We start from the raw sequence: 18,037 nt of genomic DNA, 5'->3' as shown, positions 1-18,037 counted from the left end.
ATCATTCCGCATTAAAGGAGATGTCGAGCCCGCGCGAGTTGCGCAGCAAACTGTTTCGTCTTGCGCTTGCGCCCAAAGGTTCGGAGGGTGGCTGCGTCGAGGTCCGCGTCGCTGATCCCCGGAGTGCTGGCTTGCAGGAGCCGCATCGCGTTTGCGACCTCGGCCGGGCTGATCTCGGTGAAGGGCCTGGCGACAGTGCTGTCGTTGGGCCGGAACTCTGTCCACGTCGCTGGATCGAGATCGGTTGGCCAGACACACTTGTCATCATCGATGACCAGCCCGGTCTGCTTGATCTGGTAGATCAGCTTCTTCTCGCGCGCCGGCCAAAGCCGTCGGACTCCAAAGGATGCGGCTGTGAGCTGGGCGAGCCGGTTGATGTGTATTGGGCCTTCGAACTCGGCGATCTCAGTTGCGGCAGCACGGACCTGTTCCTTGGCGACCTTTTTCGGCAAGGCGTCGAGGACATCGACATCACCGACCACGACGACTGTCCACGGCTCGAACTCCGACCGTCCGGAGCCGATGGTTGGGGTGCTCGCGGAATCGGAGCGCGTCAACACGGAAGGGTCTGGGCGGACGACGTCCGAGTCCGGCTCAGCTTCGGCACCGGGCTCCGGCGCCTCGGTGTGCGGTTGCGGGAGCGTAGGTGCGACGTGCTGAGCGATGACTTTCGCCTCCACCAAGGCGTCGAAGGCTTCGTCACGAAGCTTTCGCGCATCGGCGGCACCCTGATCGTCACCGAAGTGCTCTAGGAGTCGTACCGCGAAATCGTTTGCGCGCCAAGCATCCAATGTCGTCAGGTCATCATGGTGTGCCCACCGGTTCCTGACGATCCGCAGTTCGTTGCCAAGTGTGGTGACCACGCGTGTGTAGTCGTCGAACGGGAACCCGAGTTTGCCGAGGCGTTCGGTGATCATTCTGAGTTGCGATTGCAGGTCCGCCGCCGAGTATGACTTGGGTGGTTTGCCCTTCATCTTGTCGAGCTCACTCAGGACTGTCGGCCATGGAAGGCCGCTGAGGCTGGGCGCCAACTTGGTGCCGATGATCGGGTCGAGTCGCTGCGCGAGGTGGTGCAGACTCTGATCGACGGAGTGGCGTGCATCGAAGGTCACTGTGCTGTCTCCTCAAGTGCCCGTGTACCTTTCACAGCGAGCCAGGTCACGAGGCGGACCTCGTGCTTCTCGACATCGGGGAGGGGTTCGCGTGGCGGTGGTTCGCTGATTCCGGCCTCGTCGAGCACCTCGGTGATCAGCTTGATGCGTTCCTCGTCCGTGCGACCTTGGTTGATGGCCCCACGAACCTGTCGCGATACTTTGGCGGAGGGGACGCTGCGTAGGCGATTGGCTAGCGCGATCTGAGCATCTCGACCGAGATATCCACCTTTCCGGAACACGAGTGCGTATGCATCCCGGAAGGACAGTGGCAGGTCGGGTTGGAACGCGTTCGGGTCGGTTAGCTCCTGCCAGACGTTGTAGACGCTGTCGCGCGCGACCTCCCACGCGTCGAATGCGTGGTCGTAGACCTCGTCGGGGAGCCATCGATCAGCGCTGGCGTTTTGTGGATCGGCGACGCGGAGGGAAAGGAGGGTGTCAGGGGAGATCAATGGTTGGCCGTCTTCGTTGTGGCGGAGCGACCAGTCGTCGTCGACCGGCACGTATCTGAACCAGGGCTTCGGGCTCTTTCCGATCTTGATACAGAAGACGTAGCCGTTGCCGTTCACCACTGGGTTCACGAATCCGCTTCCCGAACCGTAGGGGAGACTGAGGATGTCGGCTTTCAGCAGCGGGTCCATGTTGAACGCACTGGACAGTCGCCGACGGTACTCCTCGCCGGACAGTGAGGCACTCGATCCACCGGCGTCGAGCAGCTTCTCGAACTCGTCGACGACTTGGTCGTCGGTGAGATTCACTTCGTGACCTGGTCCGCGGCCCGGGAGTACGCTCCCTGCCCCGACCGCCGCATCGGCTAGCGCCAGCTTTGCTTCAAGACGTGCCTCTAGGTCCAGCAGGGCGTCGAGGCGTTCGGCCGGGAAGAAGAGCCCCAAGTGGACGTAGTCGTGTTTGGAGCCGATGCGGTCGACACGACCGTGTCGCTGGACGATTCGCATGGGGTTCCATGGCAGGTCATAGTTGATCATCTGCCCGGCTTGTTGCAGGTTCACACCCTCGGAGAGCACATCGGTGGTGAAGAGGATGTCGAACTCGTCCTTCGCCGCTGGCTCGCCCTTTGCGTTTCGAGGTCCGGCCGTCGCGGGTGCGAAGCCGGCGATGGTTGACGCTCGGCCTCCTTGGTCGACGCCGCCGGTTGCTCCGCGTTCGTGGGTTCTGGCGTAGGAGCCCATGATTGGCGGGGCGATGCGAGCACGGTAGTCGGCCAACGGAGATCCTGCGGGCGCTGATACGATTGCTGCCACGATGGCGTCGTGGATGGGGATGATCGTGTCGGTGAAGGCCGAGAATACGATGACTTTCCGGCGGTCAGCATGCGAGAGACCGCGCGGGTCGACGCGCTGCGCGTCGGCCGCAATCGTCGTCAGTTCCCCGATGAGTTGCTCAACCTTGGGCTCGACACCTTCGATCACAACGTGGGCGAGATCTCGCAGCTCACAGAGCAAAGCGATGTCGGACTCGACGTCACCCTGAAGTTCGGTGAGGTGGTAGCCGTCGACCGATTCGATCTGTTCGTCGTTGTCGAATTCGGCCACGAAGGCGTCGAGGTCGTCGGAGTCGGAGGAGACCCAATCACTCAGCGCTTCGCCTTTGAGGACGAAGCCCTTTCCGAGCGCCTCCAGGAAGCTCTCGTGGGAGGCGATCATGTTTTCGAGAGAGGCGTGGAGCGCCTGTGGACTGGATTCGAGTCGCTTGAGGAGGCCGGACCGAAGCAGGCCTGCGTTGGTGATCTGGTATTCCTGCAAGTCGTGGTCGACCGTGTACATGCTGGAGAGGTATCGTGCGAGCATCAGCCGCTGCGGATCGCGACTGCGTTCTTCCCACGCGCGTGAGGCGTGTGGATCGGTCGGGTCGTCGAGCGCGTAGACCATCGCGTCAATGAGCGCCAAGCCGTCATCGTTGAGGTCGTAGTCGATCCGGCGAACCTTGGGCTGCGGGAACTTCAGAGTGGTCAGCTTGCCATCCGCGCCCCGGATCAGCTCATTGGCGTAATGCTCCTTGACGAACTTTCGGGTGCGCCGCACGGCAACCTGATCCATCAGATCGAACAGATGCTCGGGTGTCAGATTTACGGGGTCCATGGCCTGCGCATGCTTAATGTACTCACGAATGCTCGGGATACCCAGGGCCGCAAAGCGGGCATCGTCGCGGATGAAGTACTTCACCAGAGTTTCGAGGTCGGAGAGGGAGTTGTTGACCGGAGTCGCAGTCAGCAGTACAACACGCTTCGCCCCACCCGCCGTGATTACGCGGTCCACAGCACCTGAACGCTGCGCACCGGAGTTGCGCAGGTTGTGTGCCTCGTCGATGACGACGAGTGAATAGTCCGCGACTTCCTGGAGGAATGAGTCAATCGGTCCTCTGTCCGCGTCGAGACGGTTGCGTACCTCCTCGTAGGAGTAGACCTTCACCCAGCGGCTGAAGTCGTAGGATTCCAGAAATGGTTCCCCCATCGACGATTTCAGTGCAGCCGGCGCGACGATGAGCACCCGTTGCCGATTGATGTTTGCTGTTCGGTAGATGACCTCGCCCGCAAGGTACGTCTTTCCCAGGCCAACCTCATCCGCGACCAGGACACCGCCGTGCTCATCGAGAAGGCGCTCCATTCGCACCACCCCGTCCGCCTGAAAGCGCGTCAACTCAAGGCGCGTGTGGGGTTCAGGGTTCTCATCAGAATCGAGATGCTCGCCATACAGTTCCCAAAGCATCCGAAGGTAGACCACCCACGGCGTATGCGGATCCCACAGGCGGCCATACAGCTCAGCAAGGTCATACGAGTCGCTTTGCGACCAGTAGTGCTCGAACCACTCACGCACCTTCTCCGCTGCGCCAGTCCCGCCACCGGTGCCGAGATTCAACTCGGCATTGCGGGCTAGGCCAGCGTAAGTCATGTTCGACGAACCAGCGATCGCCGCTTGCGTTGCGTTGTCCTCAACCAGATACGCCTTGCCGTGAAGGAAGCCTCCTGAGTAGCGACGCACCTCAACCTTCGAGTTACCCAGACTATCAACGCTTTTCAGCCAATCGACCATGCGCTTCGCCTCAGCGTTGGGAACACGCGCAAAGCCCATGGTGTCCCGCTCTGCTTTCAGCCACGCTTGATGGTGTTCGATTGCCGCGTCCCGACGCGCATCTTGATCGGAGTCACCAGAGGTGATCGCCCGAACCGACTCCTCCTCCGGTTCAGCGCCGAGCAACAGCCGCACTCGTGGAGCGGCCTCCAACTCGTCGGCGAGAAGCGCGTAACCCGCAGGGTTTACGTAGGCAGTCGCGATGGCAATGGGTGGAGCTGTGACCCTGTTCTCGCGCAAGCGACAGAACAACTCGTTTACCTTGTCCGCAACCGTCAACCACGCGTCATTCGCCGCGTGGTTGGTAGCAAAGTCAGGTAGCTGCGTCATGGTTTCTCCCGATTATCTGGCGATGTCGATGCAGGCGAGCGAGAACACGTCGTCGGGATAGCCATTGGGAGAGAAGTCTTCGCGAATGATCGCGAAATCCGCCGTGGTCAATCCGTAGCCGCGGGCCACCAAGGCATCGATGCCTGCGATGAGACTCGCTGTGGTGGCCTTCCCGAAGGGAGACCTATTCGCGCGCGCTTCGACTTCGATGCCACCGGCCAACCGAACGTATCCCGATCGTGCGAGGAGGGAGGCGACCCGATCAGCTATCGCTGTAACATCGTCCGGGCTCAGGTTGGGTAGAGGAAGGTTATTAATGACTGGCGCGGTCACGTGTCGGTCAACAAACCTTCGTGCCCACCAATCCTCGATCACCGAGTTGAGCAGACCGAGCACGGCTAAGCGAGCATCCACCGAGGTACCGGGCGAATGCGCGAATGCGTGGACATACCCCTTGTTGTAGATCCATCCCTCATCCGGAAGTGCAGTTCCAATGAGTGTTCGCGTATCGTCTGAGCGGCTTGGGTGACGGAATAGCACCAGCGGATGCTCTGCGCCGATAACCGGTGGTCCGCTGGGTTCGACATCGATACCGCGGCCCTTGCTAGCGAGTCCCATGAAGTCGGTGATGAACTGCTTGACGGGGGCAGGACGCAACTCGTATGCGTCGGCGTGCCGAGTCATCATAACTTTCCATGCCCCGGGTTCGTCGGTTCTCGTTGCGAGCGCCCGATCCGGACCAGTCCCGCGGAAGTCCCACCGTGCATCGTGCACGCCCTGCACCCATGAACCCGGGTTTGAAATTCTCGGATAGTCGCGCATCTTGTCAAACACCTGGCGATCACCAGGGTTGTTAAACCATGGAATTGCGTTGGAATCCGACATCGAAGCCAGCTCATCACGGGTGAACATAAGGACTGTGTCACCTCCGACCAACCGTAGGCCGACTTCAGATCCGACAACCCCGACACAAATCGGAAGTCCTCGATGCGGCGAAGCATTCAGAAGAACCACCGCGTACCTGGCGTCAACACCCTCGAAGAGCCATTCTCCTCTGTTTCGTCCTTGGACTATTAAGACATCATGCCGATCAAATAGCTTCTTTCGGAGGTTTTTCCAGCCCCCAAGCACCGAGAATTGACGAGGAAGGACCAGAGCAACCTCTCCGACCATGGATACAGATCGGAGCGCACGCTCAAGAAATAGTTGTGCGAGTTCCAAGTGGGTTCCGCCTCTCCAGCTGAACGCCTTCTTGAAGTATTCCTGGAGTTCCTCACGCGCGGATGCCTCAGCACGCTCCTCGGCCGCTTCAACCGGTCGAGCCTCTCGAAGGTATTCGATACGCTGTTTCCGCTGCACATCAGGAAGCGCATTCAAGCCAGGGTCGCGAACCGCCCAGAATGATGTTGGCTCATGTCTCACCTTATCCCAGGGCGGATTCCCGAGAATCACATCGAAGCCAGACCTCTCGCGGAGAAACACCTCCGGGAATAGATATGGCATGTGCGCCGGGTGGAGAGATCGGACGACCTGACCAGGCTCACTGGCCTCCGTCAATCTGCTGACATGTTCCGGCCTCGTGATGCTGGTCGACCATTTTCCTAAACGCACTGCTATAGCCGCATCAAAAATCCGCCTTGCTGGCTCGGCCGCTTCGCGTGCACGTGCGAGGAGTTCGCCAGCTTTCTCGACCTCAGACTTATTCGCTTCTGAAGCATTCGCCATATCAACAAGTAGGGGTTTCGCTGAATCAAGATAGTTCGTAAGAACGTCCCGCAACCACTCTTGATATCCGCCCCGTTTCGCGATTCTCGGCGTTCGATCCGCGAACAGCGAGTCAGCAGGCTCGAATAGCCCATCCCCAAGACCTGGAGAGCCTGGAGAGCCTGGAGAGCCTGGATAAGTGCTATCAAACGAATTCGACACGCCCACCAAAGCGTCGACGGCCTCGTCGATTGACCCGATACCGGTGAGGCTGTTGGCATTCACCAGGCCATGGTCCAGGTTGCTCATCGGAAGGCCGGGCACGAAGGTGTGAATCCATAGTGCAAGGCGCGCGAGCTCCACCGCCATTGGGTTGACATCGAGTCCGTATACGCAACGGCGGGCAACCTGCCTGCGGAGAAGACCGACCTCGTCGACCTCACTCTTCGCCACGTCGTCGGTACCAAGCTCATCTCGCGCGATAGTCTTGAGCCGGTGCAGCTCCTCGGTCACGCCAGGAACCGAATGCTCGGTGAGGAAAGTACGCATTAGTGATTCAATTTTGTCTACCGCTGCTACAAGGAAGTGGCCCGACCCCATAGCGAGGTCAGCAACGCGGAAGTCGAAGAATTCTCGCGCCGCAGCCGCGGAATCACCGCCGAGGAGATGGTCCCCAATCCTCTGTAGATGTTGATCTAACGCAGGAACGATCGATCGCTCTATGAGGTGGTCAACAACCACTTTGGGTGTGAAGTAAGAGCCTGTCGCTTTTCTCTCTCCCGAGGCGGTATGGAAATACACTTCTCCTTTACGAGCCCACAGATCATCGCTCTTTTTGGCCGGCACCCACGTACCGTTCTTGTCGACGGTTAGGTCCTCTCCGGCGAGCGAAAGTGAGCTCTCCAGGAGACCTTCGTAGATTGTTCCGAACTCCCGTACGCTCAGCGAGCGGAAGTCGACGATTCCGAGTATCCCGTCTTCGTTAATATCAACGAGAAGACTCTTGAGCGCAGGACCAAGCACCGTGTCCGGCAACTCAATCTTCGCTATCAGGGCGCCTTCGGGCGAGCGATCGGGATTGATGGAGAAGAGTCCGCCATTGTATGACGGGATCTGCCACTGCGGATTGCCGTGATCGATCGCGTTCCATACCTGCACGAGATCGAACCAAATGGTGGATGAGTCTCCGAAGTCGCTAGTATCCGCGTCGAGTAATCGTCGGGCGTTTGTCTTGAGGCTGTTTGCGTCGAAGGCCTCGTTGCGGCCAGACGGCAGAAGGCCACGGTCCTCGGCGTATGCCTGGAAGATCAGTCGAAAAAGGATGTGAAGAGTGACACGGTAGGCAAGCGCGAGTCCATCCGCATCGAGTTTCACACCCGCGTTCTTAGCAAGGCGATGTGCGACTTCGACCGCGAGAGGAGGAACGATCTCGCCGTAAATTCGCTCCCGAAGGCGCGCGCCCAACTCTGTCGCGTAACGGGCACTGTCGCGCAACAGTTCGTCCGCAGTGCCCTCGACGACAAGTGCGTTCGCGGAGAACACCAGGGGAAGCAGGGCAGCAAGTTCGGAACCGATGGTCGACAAGTCAATCTCGAAGAAAGTGTCGGCCTGGCCCTTGGACCCAACGCCGACACCGTCGCGGCCAGGGTAGAGCCTGATCTGGTCCTTCCGAAGCACGAGGAGCCACGGAACCCCCTGCCTCGACGCCACCGCCAGGCCGAACGCCACCGGCGAAAGCTGGAAGCGCTGGGTCTTGGTGTCAAAGTGCTCGGAGTCGTCCAGCAGAACTGCAACCGCGCGAGGCGGGTGGCCACCGGTCGAAAGCAATATCGTTCCGTTTGGCCCTGGCGCCGTGCCGAACCCAAGAGCCTCGACAAGCTGCCTACCCCGCTTGCTGAGCAGTGGCTCGGCGCTCTTGCCGAGAGCCTCCCAGTCGGATCGCTTCGGGACATTGCTCGTAATGTGATGCGTCGCAAACAGACCACTATTGGTAAAGCCCACGACACCTGTAGTGTCGTTCGCCTTCCGGAAGGCTGCGTATCGCTCCGTCGCGGCCAGCACGTCAGGTTCAGCAAGCACGGACTGAAGCTGACGCTGAGCCTGCTCGATCGGGAGTTCAACGGCCTGCGCCTGAGGGTCAGGGCCAAACAAGTGAGCGGTTTCGTCGTGAAGTATTGCGATGATGAGCTGGACCTGCGTCTTGCCTTTGCGCGCGTTGAAAATTTCTCGAAGCACTTGCCGGGACGGTGCCGAAGCAGCACGCGCGACAGCAACCTGGAAGCCTCCGAGGTGGTGCGGGTCCGGGCCGAAATAGACCTTCTCAGGAGCAACCCCGTCTGGCGCGGGCGCTACAGTCCACTTCACGGTCTTGTGGGCGCTCAAACGCACAGCTGTACTCCTCCGGCTCACCTACGGGCTGCCCTCGTGCCGCCCGGTCAGAAACCTTATCGGCGTCGGCCGACGGAATGGGGGAAGTGCGGCACCGATCTACCGAATCGACGGAGCTTCACGCGATCCAGTGATTCGTAGCCAACAATGGGCACGTGTCATCCAAGACGAACGGGTTGCCCTACCGCATCCTGAAGCTAGCCACCGATATGTTCGCGCGCGACACCGGATTCAGCGGTCCAGAGATCCACGATCTCTTTGCTGAGTACACGGATGCGCTTGGCCCGTACCAGGGGTGGGGTGGTGGAGCCATGTCACGGTGGCAGATCTTCCAGGCTGGCCTCAAGTCAATGCCGTTGCAGCAGCAGAAGACCTTTCTGCTCGAGCTCTGCAGCTACGACGGTGCCAGCAGGTACGGAATGCCTGCAGACGAGGAGATCGAGAAGCTCCGTTCGCTCCTGTTGGCCGATGGGACGCCGGGCGCCAAAGCAGCCAGCCAAGGCTTGGAAAAGCTTGAGGACTGGCAGGCAGTCACTAAGTCGTGGACGGCGGCGCTGGGCAAGGTGACGTCTGACCCCGACGGCGCGATCACCGCTACTCGCACAACGTTGGAAAGTGTCTGCAAGCACATCTGCGACGAAAGGTCTGTTGCGTACGAGAACTCCTGGGACCTCGCAAAACTGTACAAAGCTGCGGCCTCAGCGATGGAGGTCTCGCCCGACCAGCACTCCGAACAGATCATCAAGCAGATCCTCAACGGTGCTACCACAATCGTCAGTGGTCTTGCCGGAATGCGCAATGCCCTCAGCGATGCTCACGGTCGCGGTAAAGGTTCCGTTGGTCCCGCACCCCGGCACGCGAAGCTCGCGGTCAACGCGGGGTTTGCAATTGCCGGGTTCTTGATCGACACCCACATCGAGAAACCAGCTCGGAAGTCGTGATCTCCGAAGTTCGTCGGTCCATATTCATCGCCCGCATACGCACTGCACGGGACACGTCACCCCCATGTCCCGACAAGCAAAGGTTCTGACGAGCTGCAGAACCGACCGAGACATAACAAGAGGCCAGGCCGCATTTGCGCAACCTGACCTGATGTACCGCTCTGAGCTAAACCGCTCGTGGTGGGCGAAGGGGGACTTGAACCCCCACGTCCCGAAGGACACTGGCACCTGAAGCCAGCGCGTCTGCCATTCCGCCACTCGCCCGTGGCCACCGGAACTCCGGTGTGCATGTCGTCGAACTGGGTGTGTCCGGCGACTGGACGACGATAGCAGCACGCCACGTCCGAAACAAAACTCGATCTCCGACGTTGCATTTGTGCAGTACGTCGGGTTACGTCAGATGCCGAATACACCCCAATGGGACAGGTGTTGCAGACGGTGCACCAGTTGCCTTGGTGGCACAGTTGGCCGTTGATGTCGCTATCATCAAACAAGGCCAGATGCACGGCGACACGCTCTATTGCCGCGAAAGGAGGTCTCGGTGGGGATTCTGCAACGACTGGAACGCAAGCTCGAAGGTGCAGTTGACGACGGTTTTGCCCGTGTCTTCGGTGGTCAGGTGGCCCCGCAGGAGATCGAGAACGGGCTACAGCGAGAAGCCGAGGAGTCGCTCGAGAACCTCGGTGACGGTACGGTCCTTGCGGCCAACAGCTACACGCTGCTGTTCAGTCCCACCGATCATCAGCACATCGCTGCGGAATACGAGCTGAACCGCAAGACTTTCTCGAAGCATTTGGAAAACTTCATCAAGGACAACGGGTGGCAGACCTACGGCAAGGTCGTCGTAGAGTTCGAGCAATCGCCGTCCTTGCACACGGGGATCTTCCGCGCACGCGGCACGGTCAACCCGGACGCGCGGCCCCGCCCGGTGACAGCACGTTCGGAACAGCCGCACGGTGCACCGGTCCCCGGCCCGCCGGCCGGACGCCCGGCCCCCGTTCCCCCACCTACCGACGCCCCCGACCAAGGAGCCCCCAAGATGACTCAGAATCCCGGATACGACCAGCGCAGGGGCGCCGATCCCGCGTACGACCAGTACGGCCAGGGATCGGGACAGCAGGGCGACCAGGGTTACGGCCAACAGGGCTACGACCAGTACGGTCAGCAGCCCGGCTACGACCAGGGATACGACCAGCAGGGCTACGACCAGCAAGGGTACGACCAGGGTTACGGCCAGCAGCCCGGCTACGGACAGCAGGGTTACAGCCAGCAGGGCTACGACCAGCAGTCCTATGGCCAGCAGCCCGGCTACGGACAGCAAGGCTACGAGCAGCAGGGCTACGACCAGCAGGGCTACGGCCAACAACCCGGCTACGACCAGGGCTATGGCCAGCAGCCCGGCTACGGACAGCAGGGATACGACCAGGGCTACGGCCAACAGCCCGCCTACGACCAGGGTTACGGCCAGCAGGGCTATGAGCAGCAGGGCTACGGCCAGCAGGCGTACGGTCAGCAGCCCGCCGGGTACGACTACCAGGGCGGGTACGACCAGGGCTACGGCGCCGGCCGCCCGGCCGCCGGATACGCCCCGTCGTCGATCACCCTCCTCCTCGAGGACGGCAGCAACCGCACCTTCCAGCTGCACGAGGGATCCAATGTGATCGGCCGCGGACAGGACGCACAGTTCCGTCTTCCCGACACCGGCGTTTCGCGCCGGCACGTGGAGATCCGCTGGGACGGCGCGACCGCCATGCTCACCGATCTCAACTCGACCAACGGCACCACCGTCAACGATCTCCAGGTGAACACCTGGGAACTCGCCGACGGCGACCGCATCCGCGTCGGACACTCCGACATCACCGTTCGGTTCCAGTAGACCCGCATACGCCGAGCGCACGCCCACCGCGGGCGCGCGGCGGTCGACACCGGCCAGAGTCCACTCCGGCCGGTTGATACTGAACTGTCATATCCGAATGACCGGGTTCGGCGGATCTGCCCATAAGATGCAGTCGGGTCCGCTCCTTTCGATCGGCGGTCCGACGACTGCTGCCGCGGGTACGACCCGACCGAGACGGAACGCGCTGGAGGTGAACACGACATGCAGGGCTTGGTGCTGCAACTGACCCGCATCGGGTTCCTGTTGTTGCTCTGGTTGTTCGTCTTCGCCGTGATCCGCACCCTGCGCGCCGACATCGCGTCGGCAGGCGGTCTGCGTATGCCCCGGTACTCGGGCGGCTCGGAGAAACGACGCCGCGGTGGTGGCGTCCGCGGCGCGGCCCGCTACCTCGTCGTGACCCACGGAGCACTGGCGAACACTCGGATCAGCCTCGGCCAGCAGCCGGTCCTGCTCGGACGCGCGGACGACTCGACGCTCGTGCTCACCGACGACTACGCCTCCGAACGGCACGCGCGGCTCTCGCGACGCGGCGACGACTGGTACGTCGAAGACCTCGGCTCCACCAACGGCACCTACCTCGATCGTTCCAAGGTGACAACCGCGGTCAAGGTGCCGCTGAACACGCCGATCCGCATCGGCAAGACCGTGATCGAGTTGCGCCCGTGACACTTGTGTTGCGCTACATCGCGCGCAGCGACCGCGGTCTCGTTCGGTCCAACAACGAGGACTCCTTCTACGCGGGTCCGCGCCTGCTCGCACTCGCCGACGGCATGGGCGGCCACGCGGCCGGCGAAGTCGCCAGCCAACTGGTCATCCGCGCGCTGAGCACGCTCGACGACGACGAGCCCGGCGGCGACCTGCTCACCCAGCTCGACAGCGCCACCCGAGCCGGCAACGAGGCGATCGCCGCGCAGGTGCAGGAGTCACCCGAACTCGACGGCATGGGCACCACGCTCACCGCGATCCTCTTCGCCGGTAGCCGAATCGGGTTGTGCCACATCGGCGATTCTCGCGGCTACATGTATCGCGACGGTGCCCTGACCCAGATCACCCGCGACGACACGTTCGTCCAGACCCTCGTCGACGAAGGTCGGATCACCGCCGAACAAGCACACACCCACCCGCAGCGTTCGCTGATCATGCGCGCGCTGACCGGCACCGAGGTCGAGCCGACCCTCACCATGCGGGAAGCGCGCGCGGGTGACCGGTACATGCTCTGCAGCGACGGCCTGTCGGACGTCGTGACCGAGGACACCATCGCCGAGACCCTCGGCTCCATCGCTGACCCCAAGGAGTGCGCGGACCGCCTCATCGAGCTCGCACTGCGCGGGGGCGGCCCCGACAACGTGACCGTCGTCCTCGCCGACGTCGTCGACACCCAGTACGGCGACTCGCGACCGATCGTCGGCGGGGCGGCCGGCGGCAACGAGGAGATCTACACCCCCGATCCCGCCACCGCCGCGGGACGCGCCGCGGCACTACGCCCGCCGCCTGCCGAACCGCAGCGTCCGACGGTGCTGACCGAGGACGAGCCCCCCGCCAAGCAGAAGAGCAAGTACCGCCGCTGGATCGTCGCCGGAGTCGCGCTGGCCGTGATCGCCGCGCTCGTCGTCGGCATCTTCGTCGTCCGCGCCATCGTGCGCAGCAACTACTACGTGGCCGCCGACGACACCGGCGATGTGCTCATCTACCAGGGTTCACCGGAGAAGGTCTTCTTCCTGTCGATGAGCAACCCGGTGCAGCGCGTCTGCGTCGAAGATCTCGACCAGGCGGAACCGAGCTACACGTTCATCTCCTACGACGCCTCCTGCGAGTTCCCGCTCAACGTCGACGACCTGGTGTCGGGACCTGCCCAGTCGGTGAAGAACGTGATGATCCGGGACAAGAGCGAAGAGCAGATCCAGGGCGTCGTCACCGACGAGCTCACCTTCCGCTGCGACAACGCACCCTCGTCGCCCTCCCCCGCGCCGACTCCCCCGGCACCGGCACCGTCGGAGTCGACGCCGAGCACCGATCCATCCGCCCCGGCACCCCGCGCCACCGCGGCGCCGGCACCGGGCATCCCGCAGCAGGGCGCCACCGAATCGGTGGCACCGTCCACCGGCAACGCCGGACCCTCCGACACGCCCGCACCTGACCAGGACGCCGGCATGAGTTGCCGGCAGCAGGTGAGATGACTCAAGCCGCGCCCGCTCCGCACGCCCCGCCACGCCAACCCGCCACGAGCACCGGCCGCAACGCCGAATTGCTGCTCCTGGTGTTCGCCATCGGTCTGGTGACGGTCGCGTTGCTCATCGTCCAAGCCGCCCAGGGCCAGAACCTGACCTGGGACATCCTCAAGTACGTCGCCGCGTACACCGCCCTGTTCGGGGTCGCCCACCTGGTGGTCCGCCGCTACGCGCCCCACGCCGATCCGATCATGCTGCCCGTCGTGGCCGTTCTGAACGGACTGGGCCTGGTGCTGATCCACCGCCTCGACCTCGGCACCGGCAACACCGGGGAGTCGGCGACCGCCACCGAGGCGACCAACAACGCCGACCAGCAGTTGCTGTGGGCGGTCCTCGGCATCGTGGCGTTCTCGGCGGTTCTCATCCTGATCCGCGATCACCGCACGCTCTCGCGGTACGCCTACACGCTCGGCCTCGGCGGACTGGTCTTCCTGATCATCCCGGCGATCCTGCCCAGCGCGTTCTCGGAGATCAACGGCTCGAAGAACTGGATCATCACGCCGTTCTTCTCGATCCAGCCCAGCGAGTTCTCCAAGATCCTGATCATCATCTTCGCCGCGGCGGTGCTGGTGTCCAAGCGTGACCTCTTCATCACTGCCGGACCGCACGTGCTCGGCGTCGACCTCCCCCGCGCCCGTGACCTCGGTCCGCTGCTCGCCGCCTGGGCCATCGCCATCGCGGTGATGGTGGTCCAGAAGGACCTGGGTACGTCGCTGCTGATCTTCGCGACCATTCTGACGATGCTCTACGTGGCCACCTCGCGGGTCGAATGGCTGGTGCTCGGCATCGGCCTGTTCGCCATCGGCGCGGTGTTCGCGTGGTCGATCTTCTCGCACCTGCAGACCCGGGTCTCGGTGTGGCTGAACCCCTTCGAGGACTTCGACGGCTCGGGCTACCAGATCGGGCAGAGCCTGTTCGGTCTGGCCACGGGCGGACTGTTCGGCACCGGACTCGGTTCGGGCCGGCCCAACATCGTGCCGTTCGCCAACACCGACTTCATCATCTCGACCATCGGCGAGGAACTCGGCCTGGCCGGCCTCACCGCGATCCTGCTGCTGTACATGATCTTCATCCACCGCGGGCTGCGGACCGGCATCGCCGTCCGCGACAGCTTCGGCAAACTCCTGGCGACCGGTCTGGCGTTCACCATCGCGATGCAGATCTTCGTCGTCGTCGGCGGCGTCACCAAGTTGATCCCGCTGACCGGTCTCACGACGCCGTTCCTGTCCTACGGCGGATCGTCGCTGCTGGCCAACTACATCCTGGTCGCGTTGCTCATCCGGATCTCGAACGCCGCGCGGGAGCCCGATCCCGGGAAGAAGCGGCCCGCGGCCAAGCCCGTCGAGGCACTGCCGACGCAGGTGGTGAAGCGCCGATGAACAAGCCGATCCGCAATGTGTCGATGGCGGTGATCGTGATGATCATCGCCCTGCTCGCCAACGCCACCTACGTGCAGGTGTTCAAGGCCGACGCCCTCAAGACCGACCCCCGCAACAATCGGGTGCTGCTCGACGAGTACTCCCGGCAGCGCGGCCTGATCACGACCGCCGACGGCACGGTGATCGCGTTGTCGGTGCCGATCGAGAGCCGCCTGAAGTTCCTGCGCCAGTACCCGCGGGAGGGCGCCGAGGCGTTCGCCCCGGTCACCGGTTTCTACTCGTTCCAGTACCTCGCGAGCCAGATCGAGCACTACGAGAACAGCATTCTCAACGGCTCCGACGACCGGCTCTTCGGTCAGCGGTTCATGGACATGTTCTCCGGGCGCGACCCGCGCGGCGGCAACGTCGTCACGACGATCAACCCCAAGGTGCAGCAGGCCGCGTACCAGGCCATGCTCAACGGGCCGTGCGACGGTCCGTGCCGCGGGGCCGTCGTGGCGCTGCAGCCGAACACCGGCAAGATCCTGGCAATGGTCTCGACGCCGAGCTATGACCCCAACCGGCTCGCGAGCCACGACCAGGAGGTCCGCGAGAGCAGCTGGGAGGCGTGGAACCGGCCCGGCGACACCGCGCAGCCGATGCTCAACCGCGCGATCAGCCAGCTCTACCCGCCCGGCTCGACCTTCAAGGTGGTCACCTCGGCCGCGGCCCTGCGCGACAACATCACCCCGAGCATCCGCCTCACCGCAGCTCCGACCTTCCCGTTGCCGGGTACCGACGTCTCCCTCCCGAACTACGGCGGCGAGACCTGCCCCGGGTCGTCGGGCGGAACCGTGTCGCTCGAGACGGCGTTCAAGTACTCGTGCAACACCGCCTTCGCCGAACTGGTGACCGAGAAGATGTCCGACGCGATCCCCAAGTTCACCGAGACCGCGAGCCTGTTCGGCCTCGACCAGCCCGGCCCGGACATCCCGATGCCCGTCGTCGACTCGACGGTCGGGCAGATCCCGTCCCTCGACGTCCTCGCGCAGGCGTCGATCGGCCAGCGTGACGTCCGGCTCACCCCGCTACAGAACGCGATGATCGCCGCGACGGTGGCCAACGGAGGTGTGCGCATGCAGCCGTACCTGGTCGACAAGTTGCAGGCCGCGGACCTGCGGACCCTGCAGACCACACCGCCGACGGCCAACAAGCCGATCACGCCCGAGCAGGCCGCCGAGCTGACGTCGATGATGATCGAGTCGGAGCGATCGACGGCCGGCGCGGGCGGCCCGGTGTCGATCGCGTCGAAGACCGGTACGGCGGAGAGCGGATCGAGCACGGACACCCCGTTCTCGTGGTACATCGCCTTCGGACCGTCGTCGAACGCACAGATCGCGGTGGCCGTCGTGGTGGAGAATGGACAATTCGGCGCGGACTCGGTCGGAGGGACCGTCGCGGCGCCGATCGGACGAGAAGTGATCAACTCACTGGTGGGAGGTGGCAGTCGATGAGCCTGCAGAACGGCACCACCATCGGCGACCGGTATCGACTCATCCGCCTGATCGCCACGGGCGGCATGGGCCAGGTGTGGGAGGCGCTCGACACGCGCCTGAATCGTCGCGTCGCGGTGAAGGTCCTCAAGGCCGAGTACACCAGCGATCCGGAGTTCATCGCGCGGTTCCGCGCGGAGGCCCAGACCACCGCGAAGCTGAACAACCCCGGGATCGCGAACGTCTTCGACTACGGCGAGACCCCGGACTACAACGGCGGCGATCCGCTGGCGTACCTGGTGATGGAACTCGTCGACGGTGAGCCGCTGAACTCGGTCATCTCCCGCCTCGGGCGGTTGTCGCTGACCAACACGCTCGACATGCTCGAGCAGACCGGCCGCGCCCTGCAGGCCGCGCACAGCCAGGGACTCGTCCACCGCGACGTCAAACCCGGCAACATCCTGATCACCCCCGTCGGCCAGGTGAAGATCACCGACTTCGGCATCGCCAAGGCCGTCGACTCCGCCCCGGTCACCAAGACCGGGATGGTCATGGGTACCGCGCAATACATCTCTCCGGAGCAGGCGACCGGCGACGAGGCGACCGCGGCGTCGGACGTCTACTCGCTCGGCGTCGTCGGCTACGAGGCCCTCACCGGGCGTCGTCCGTTCCTCGGCGACGGCGCGATCACCGTCGCGATGAAGCACATCCGGGAGGCACCGCCACCCCTGCCGACGAACCTGCCGTCCGGGGTCCGCGAGCTCATCGAGATCACGATGGCCAAGGACCCGCGGCAGCGCTACGCGAACGGCGGCGAGTTCGCCGACGCGGTCGCCGCCGTGCGTGCCGGGCGTCGTCCGCCGCGACCGGGTGCGATCGCCGGTGCCGCGGCAGGCGCAGCGGGAGCCGCCGCGCTCGGCGCCGCAGTCGCTCGTGGGGCCACCCCGACGGGTGCGGCCTCGCGGCCGGTGACCCCTCGGCCGACGTCGCGGACCGCGGTGGCGCCACCGCCGCCGGACAACAGCTGGACCACCGGTCAGAAGGTCCTGGCCGGCATCGCGGCCGCCCTTCTCGTCGGTGCCATCGGGCTCATCGGGTTCTATCTGGTGAACAGCGGGAACGGGGACGCGGCGACACCACCGCCGCCGTCGACGACGGTCGTCGAGACCACGACCGCGGTGGAACCGACGGAGGAGCCCGACGAGCCGACCACGACTCGACGCACGACCCGTACGACCACCAGCGAAGAGACGTCCAGCGAAGAAACGACGACGGAGACGACCACGCCGCGTCAGCAGACCGACACCTCCGAGCCGCCGCCGGACCCCGGTGCCGCCACCGGCACCCCGTGTTTCCCCGGCGTACCGTTCTCACCGCTGTGCTGATGGTGCTGTGTGTACGAGCCGTGCGTTTGAGCCGATAGTTTCCGATTGACCCGTTCTGACCACAGATCCTGAG

Annotated in this window: 10 protein-coding genes and 1 tRNA gene; 7 read left to right on the top strand and 4 right to left on the bottom strand. The window is 63.5% G+C overall.

Annotated elements, in window-relative coordinates; translation table 11 throughout:
- Window positions 1-11 precede the first annotated feature (11 nt).
- Genes AS181_RS18610 through AS181_RS25460 form a run of 3 tightly spaced genes read right to left on the bottom strand, consistent with a single transcriptional unit; the run spans window position 12 to window position 8,662 of the window.
- A complete protein-coding gene (locus tag AS181_RS18610) occupies window positions 12-1,112 on the bottom strand; it encodes a Swt1 family HEPN domain-containing protein (protein WP_058253023.1) in 1,101 nt (366 codons plus the stop codon).
- Complete coding sequence (locus AS181_RS18605) at window positions 1,109-4,570, bottom strand: helicase-related protein (protein ID WP_058253022.1); 3,462 nt, start codon at window positions 4,568-4,570, stop codon at window positions 1,109-1,111. Before AS181_RS18605 ends, AS181_RS18610 begins: the two co-directional genes overlap by 4 nt.
- A gap of 12 nt (window positions 4,571-4,582) precedes the next feature.
- A complete protein-coding gene (locus AS181_RS25460) occupies window positions 4,583-8,662 on the bottom strand; it encodes an Eco57I restriction-modification methylase domain-containing protein (protein WP_231742558.1) in 4,080 nt (1,359 codons plus the stop codon).
- Window positions 8,663-8,817: 155 nt separating this feature from the next.
- On the opposite strand from AS181_RS25460, the gene AS181_RS18595 reads away from it, so the two are divergent.
- Complete coding sequence (locus AS181_RS18595) at window positions 8,818-9,603, top strand: abortive infection family protein (protein WP_058253021.1); 786 nt, start codon at window positions 8,818-8,820, stop codon at window positions 9,601-9,603.
- A 178-nt stretch (window positions 9,604-9,781) separates the two neighbouring features.
- Here the strand turns inward: AS181_RS18595 and AS181_RS18590 are convergent.
- Window positions 9,782-9,867: transfer RNA gene (locus AS181_RS18590), tRNA-Leu, on the bottom strand.
- A 277-nt stretch (window positions 9,868-10,144) separates the two neighbouring features.
- Here AS181_RS18590 and AS181_RS18585 point away from each other — a divergent pair.
- The 6 genes from AS181_RS18585 (at window position 10,145) to AS181_RS18560 (ending at window position 17,964) form a co-directional block, all read left to right on the top strand.
- Window positions 10,145-11,479 (top strand): DUF3662 and FHA domain-containing protein, encoded by a 1,335-nt coding sequence (locus AS181_RS18585; protein WP_058253020.1) that lies wholly within the window; start codon window positions 10,145-10,147, stop codon window positions 11,477-11,479.
- A 222-nt stretch (window positions 11,480-11,701) separates the two neighbouring features.
- Entirely contained in the window at window positions 11,702-12,166 is a 465-nt protein-coding gene (locus AS181_RS18580) for an FHA domain-containing protein FhaB/FipA (protein WP_058253019.1), read from the top strand.
- A complete protein-coding gene (locus AS181_RS18575; protein WP_058253018.1) occupies window positions 12,163-13,677 on the top strand; it encodes a PP2C family protein-serine/threonine phosphatase in 1,515 nt (504 codons plus the stop codon). The genes AS181_RS18580 and AS181_RS18575 overlap by 4 nt, the downstream gene beginning before the upstream one ends.
- Window positions 13,674-15,107, top strand: coding sequence for an FtsW/RodA/SpoVE family cell cycle protein (locus AS181_RS18570; RefSeq protein ID WP_058253017.1), 1,434 nt, complete (start codon window positions 13,674-13,676; stop codon window positions 15,105-15,107). The genes AS181_RS18575 and AS181_RS18570 overlap by 4 nt, the downstream gene beginning before the upstream one ends.
- The gene (locus AS181_RS18565) at window positions 15,104-16,600 is read left to right on the top strand and encodes a peptidoglycan D,D-transpeptidase FtsI family protein (protein WP_058253016.1); all 1,497 of its coding nucleotides are present in this window, start codon (window positions 15,104-15,106) and stop codon (window positions 16,598-16,600) included. Before AS181_RS18570 ends, AS181_RS18565 begins: the two co-directional genes overlap by 4 nt.
- Window positions 16,597-17,964, top strand: a complete 1,368-nt coding sequence (locus tag AS181_RS18560; RefSeq protein ID WP_058253015.1) for a protein kinase domain-containing protein — start codon at window positions 16,597-16,599, stop codon at window positions 17,962-17,964. The genes AS181_RS18565 and AS181_RS18560 overlap by 4 nt, the downstream gene beginning before the upstream one ends.
- Window positions 17,965-18,037: the final 73 nt, after the last annotated feature.

Origin of the sequence: Gordonia sp. SGD-V-85 (genome assembly GCF_001456905.1) — a bacterium.
In the GTDB taxonomy this organism is placed as follows: Bacteria; Actinomycetota; Actinomycetes; order Mycobacteriales; family Mycobacteriaceae; genus Gordonia; species Gordonia hongkongensis.
This window is presented reverse-complemented; position numbering and strand designations above follow the sequence as displayed.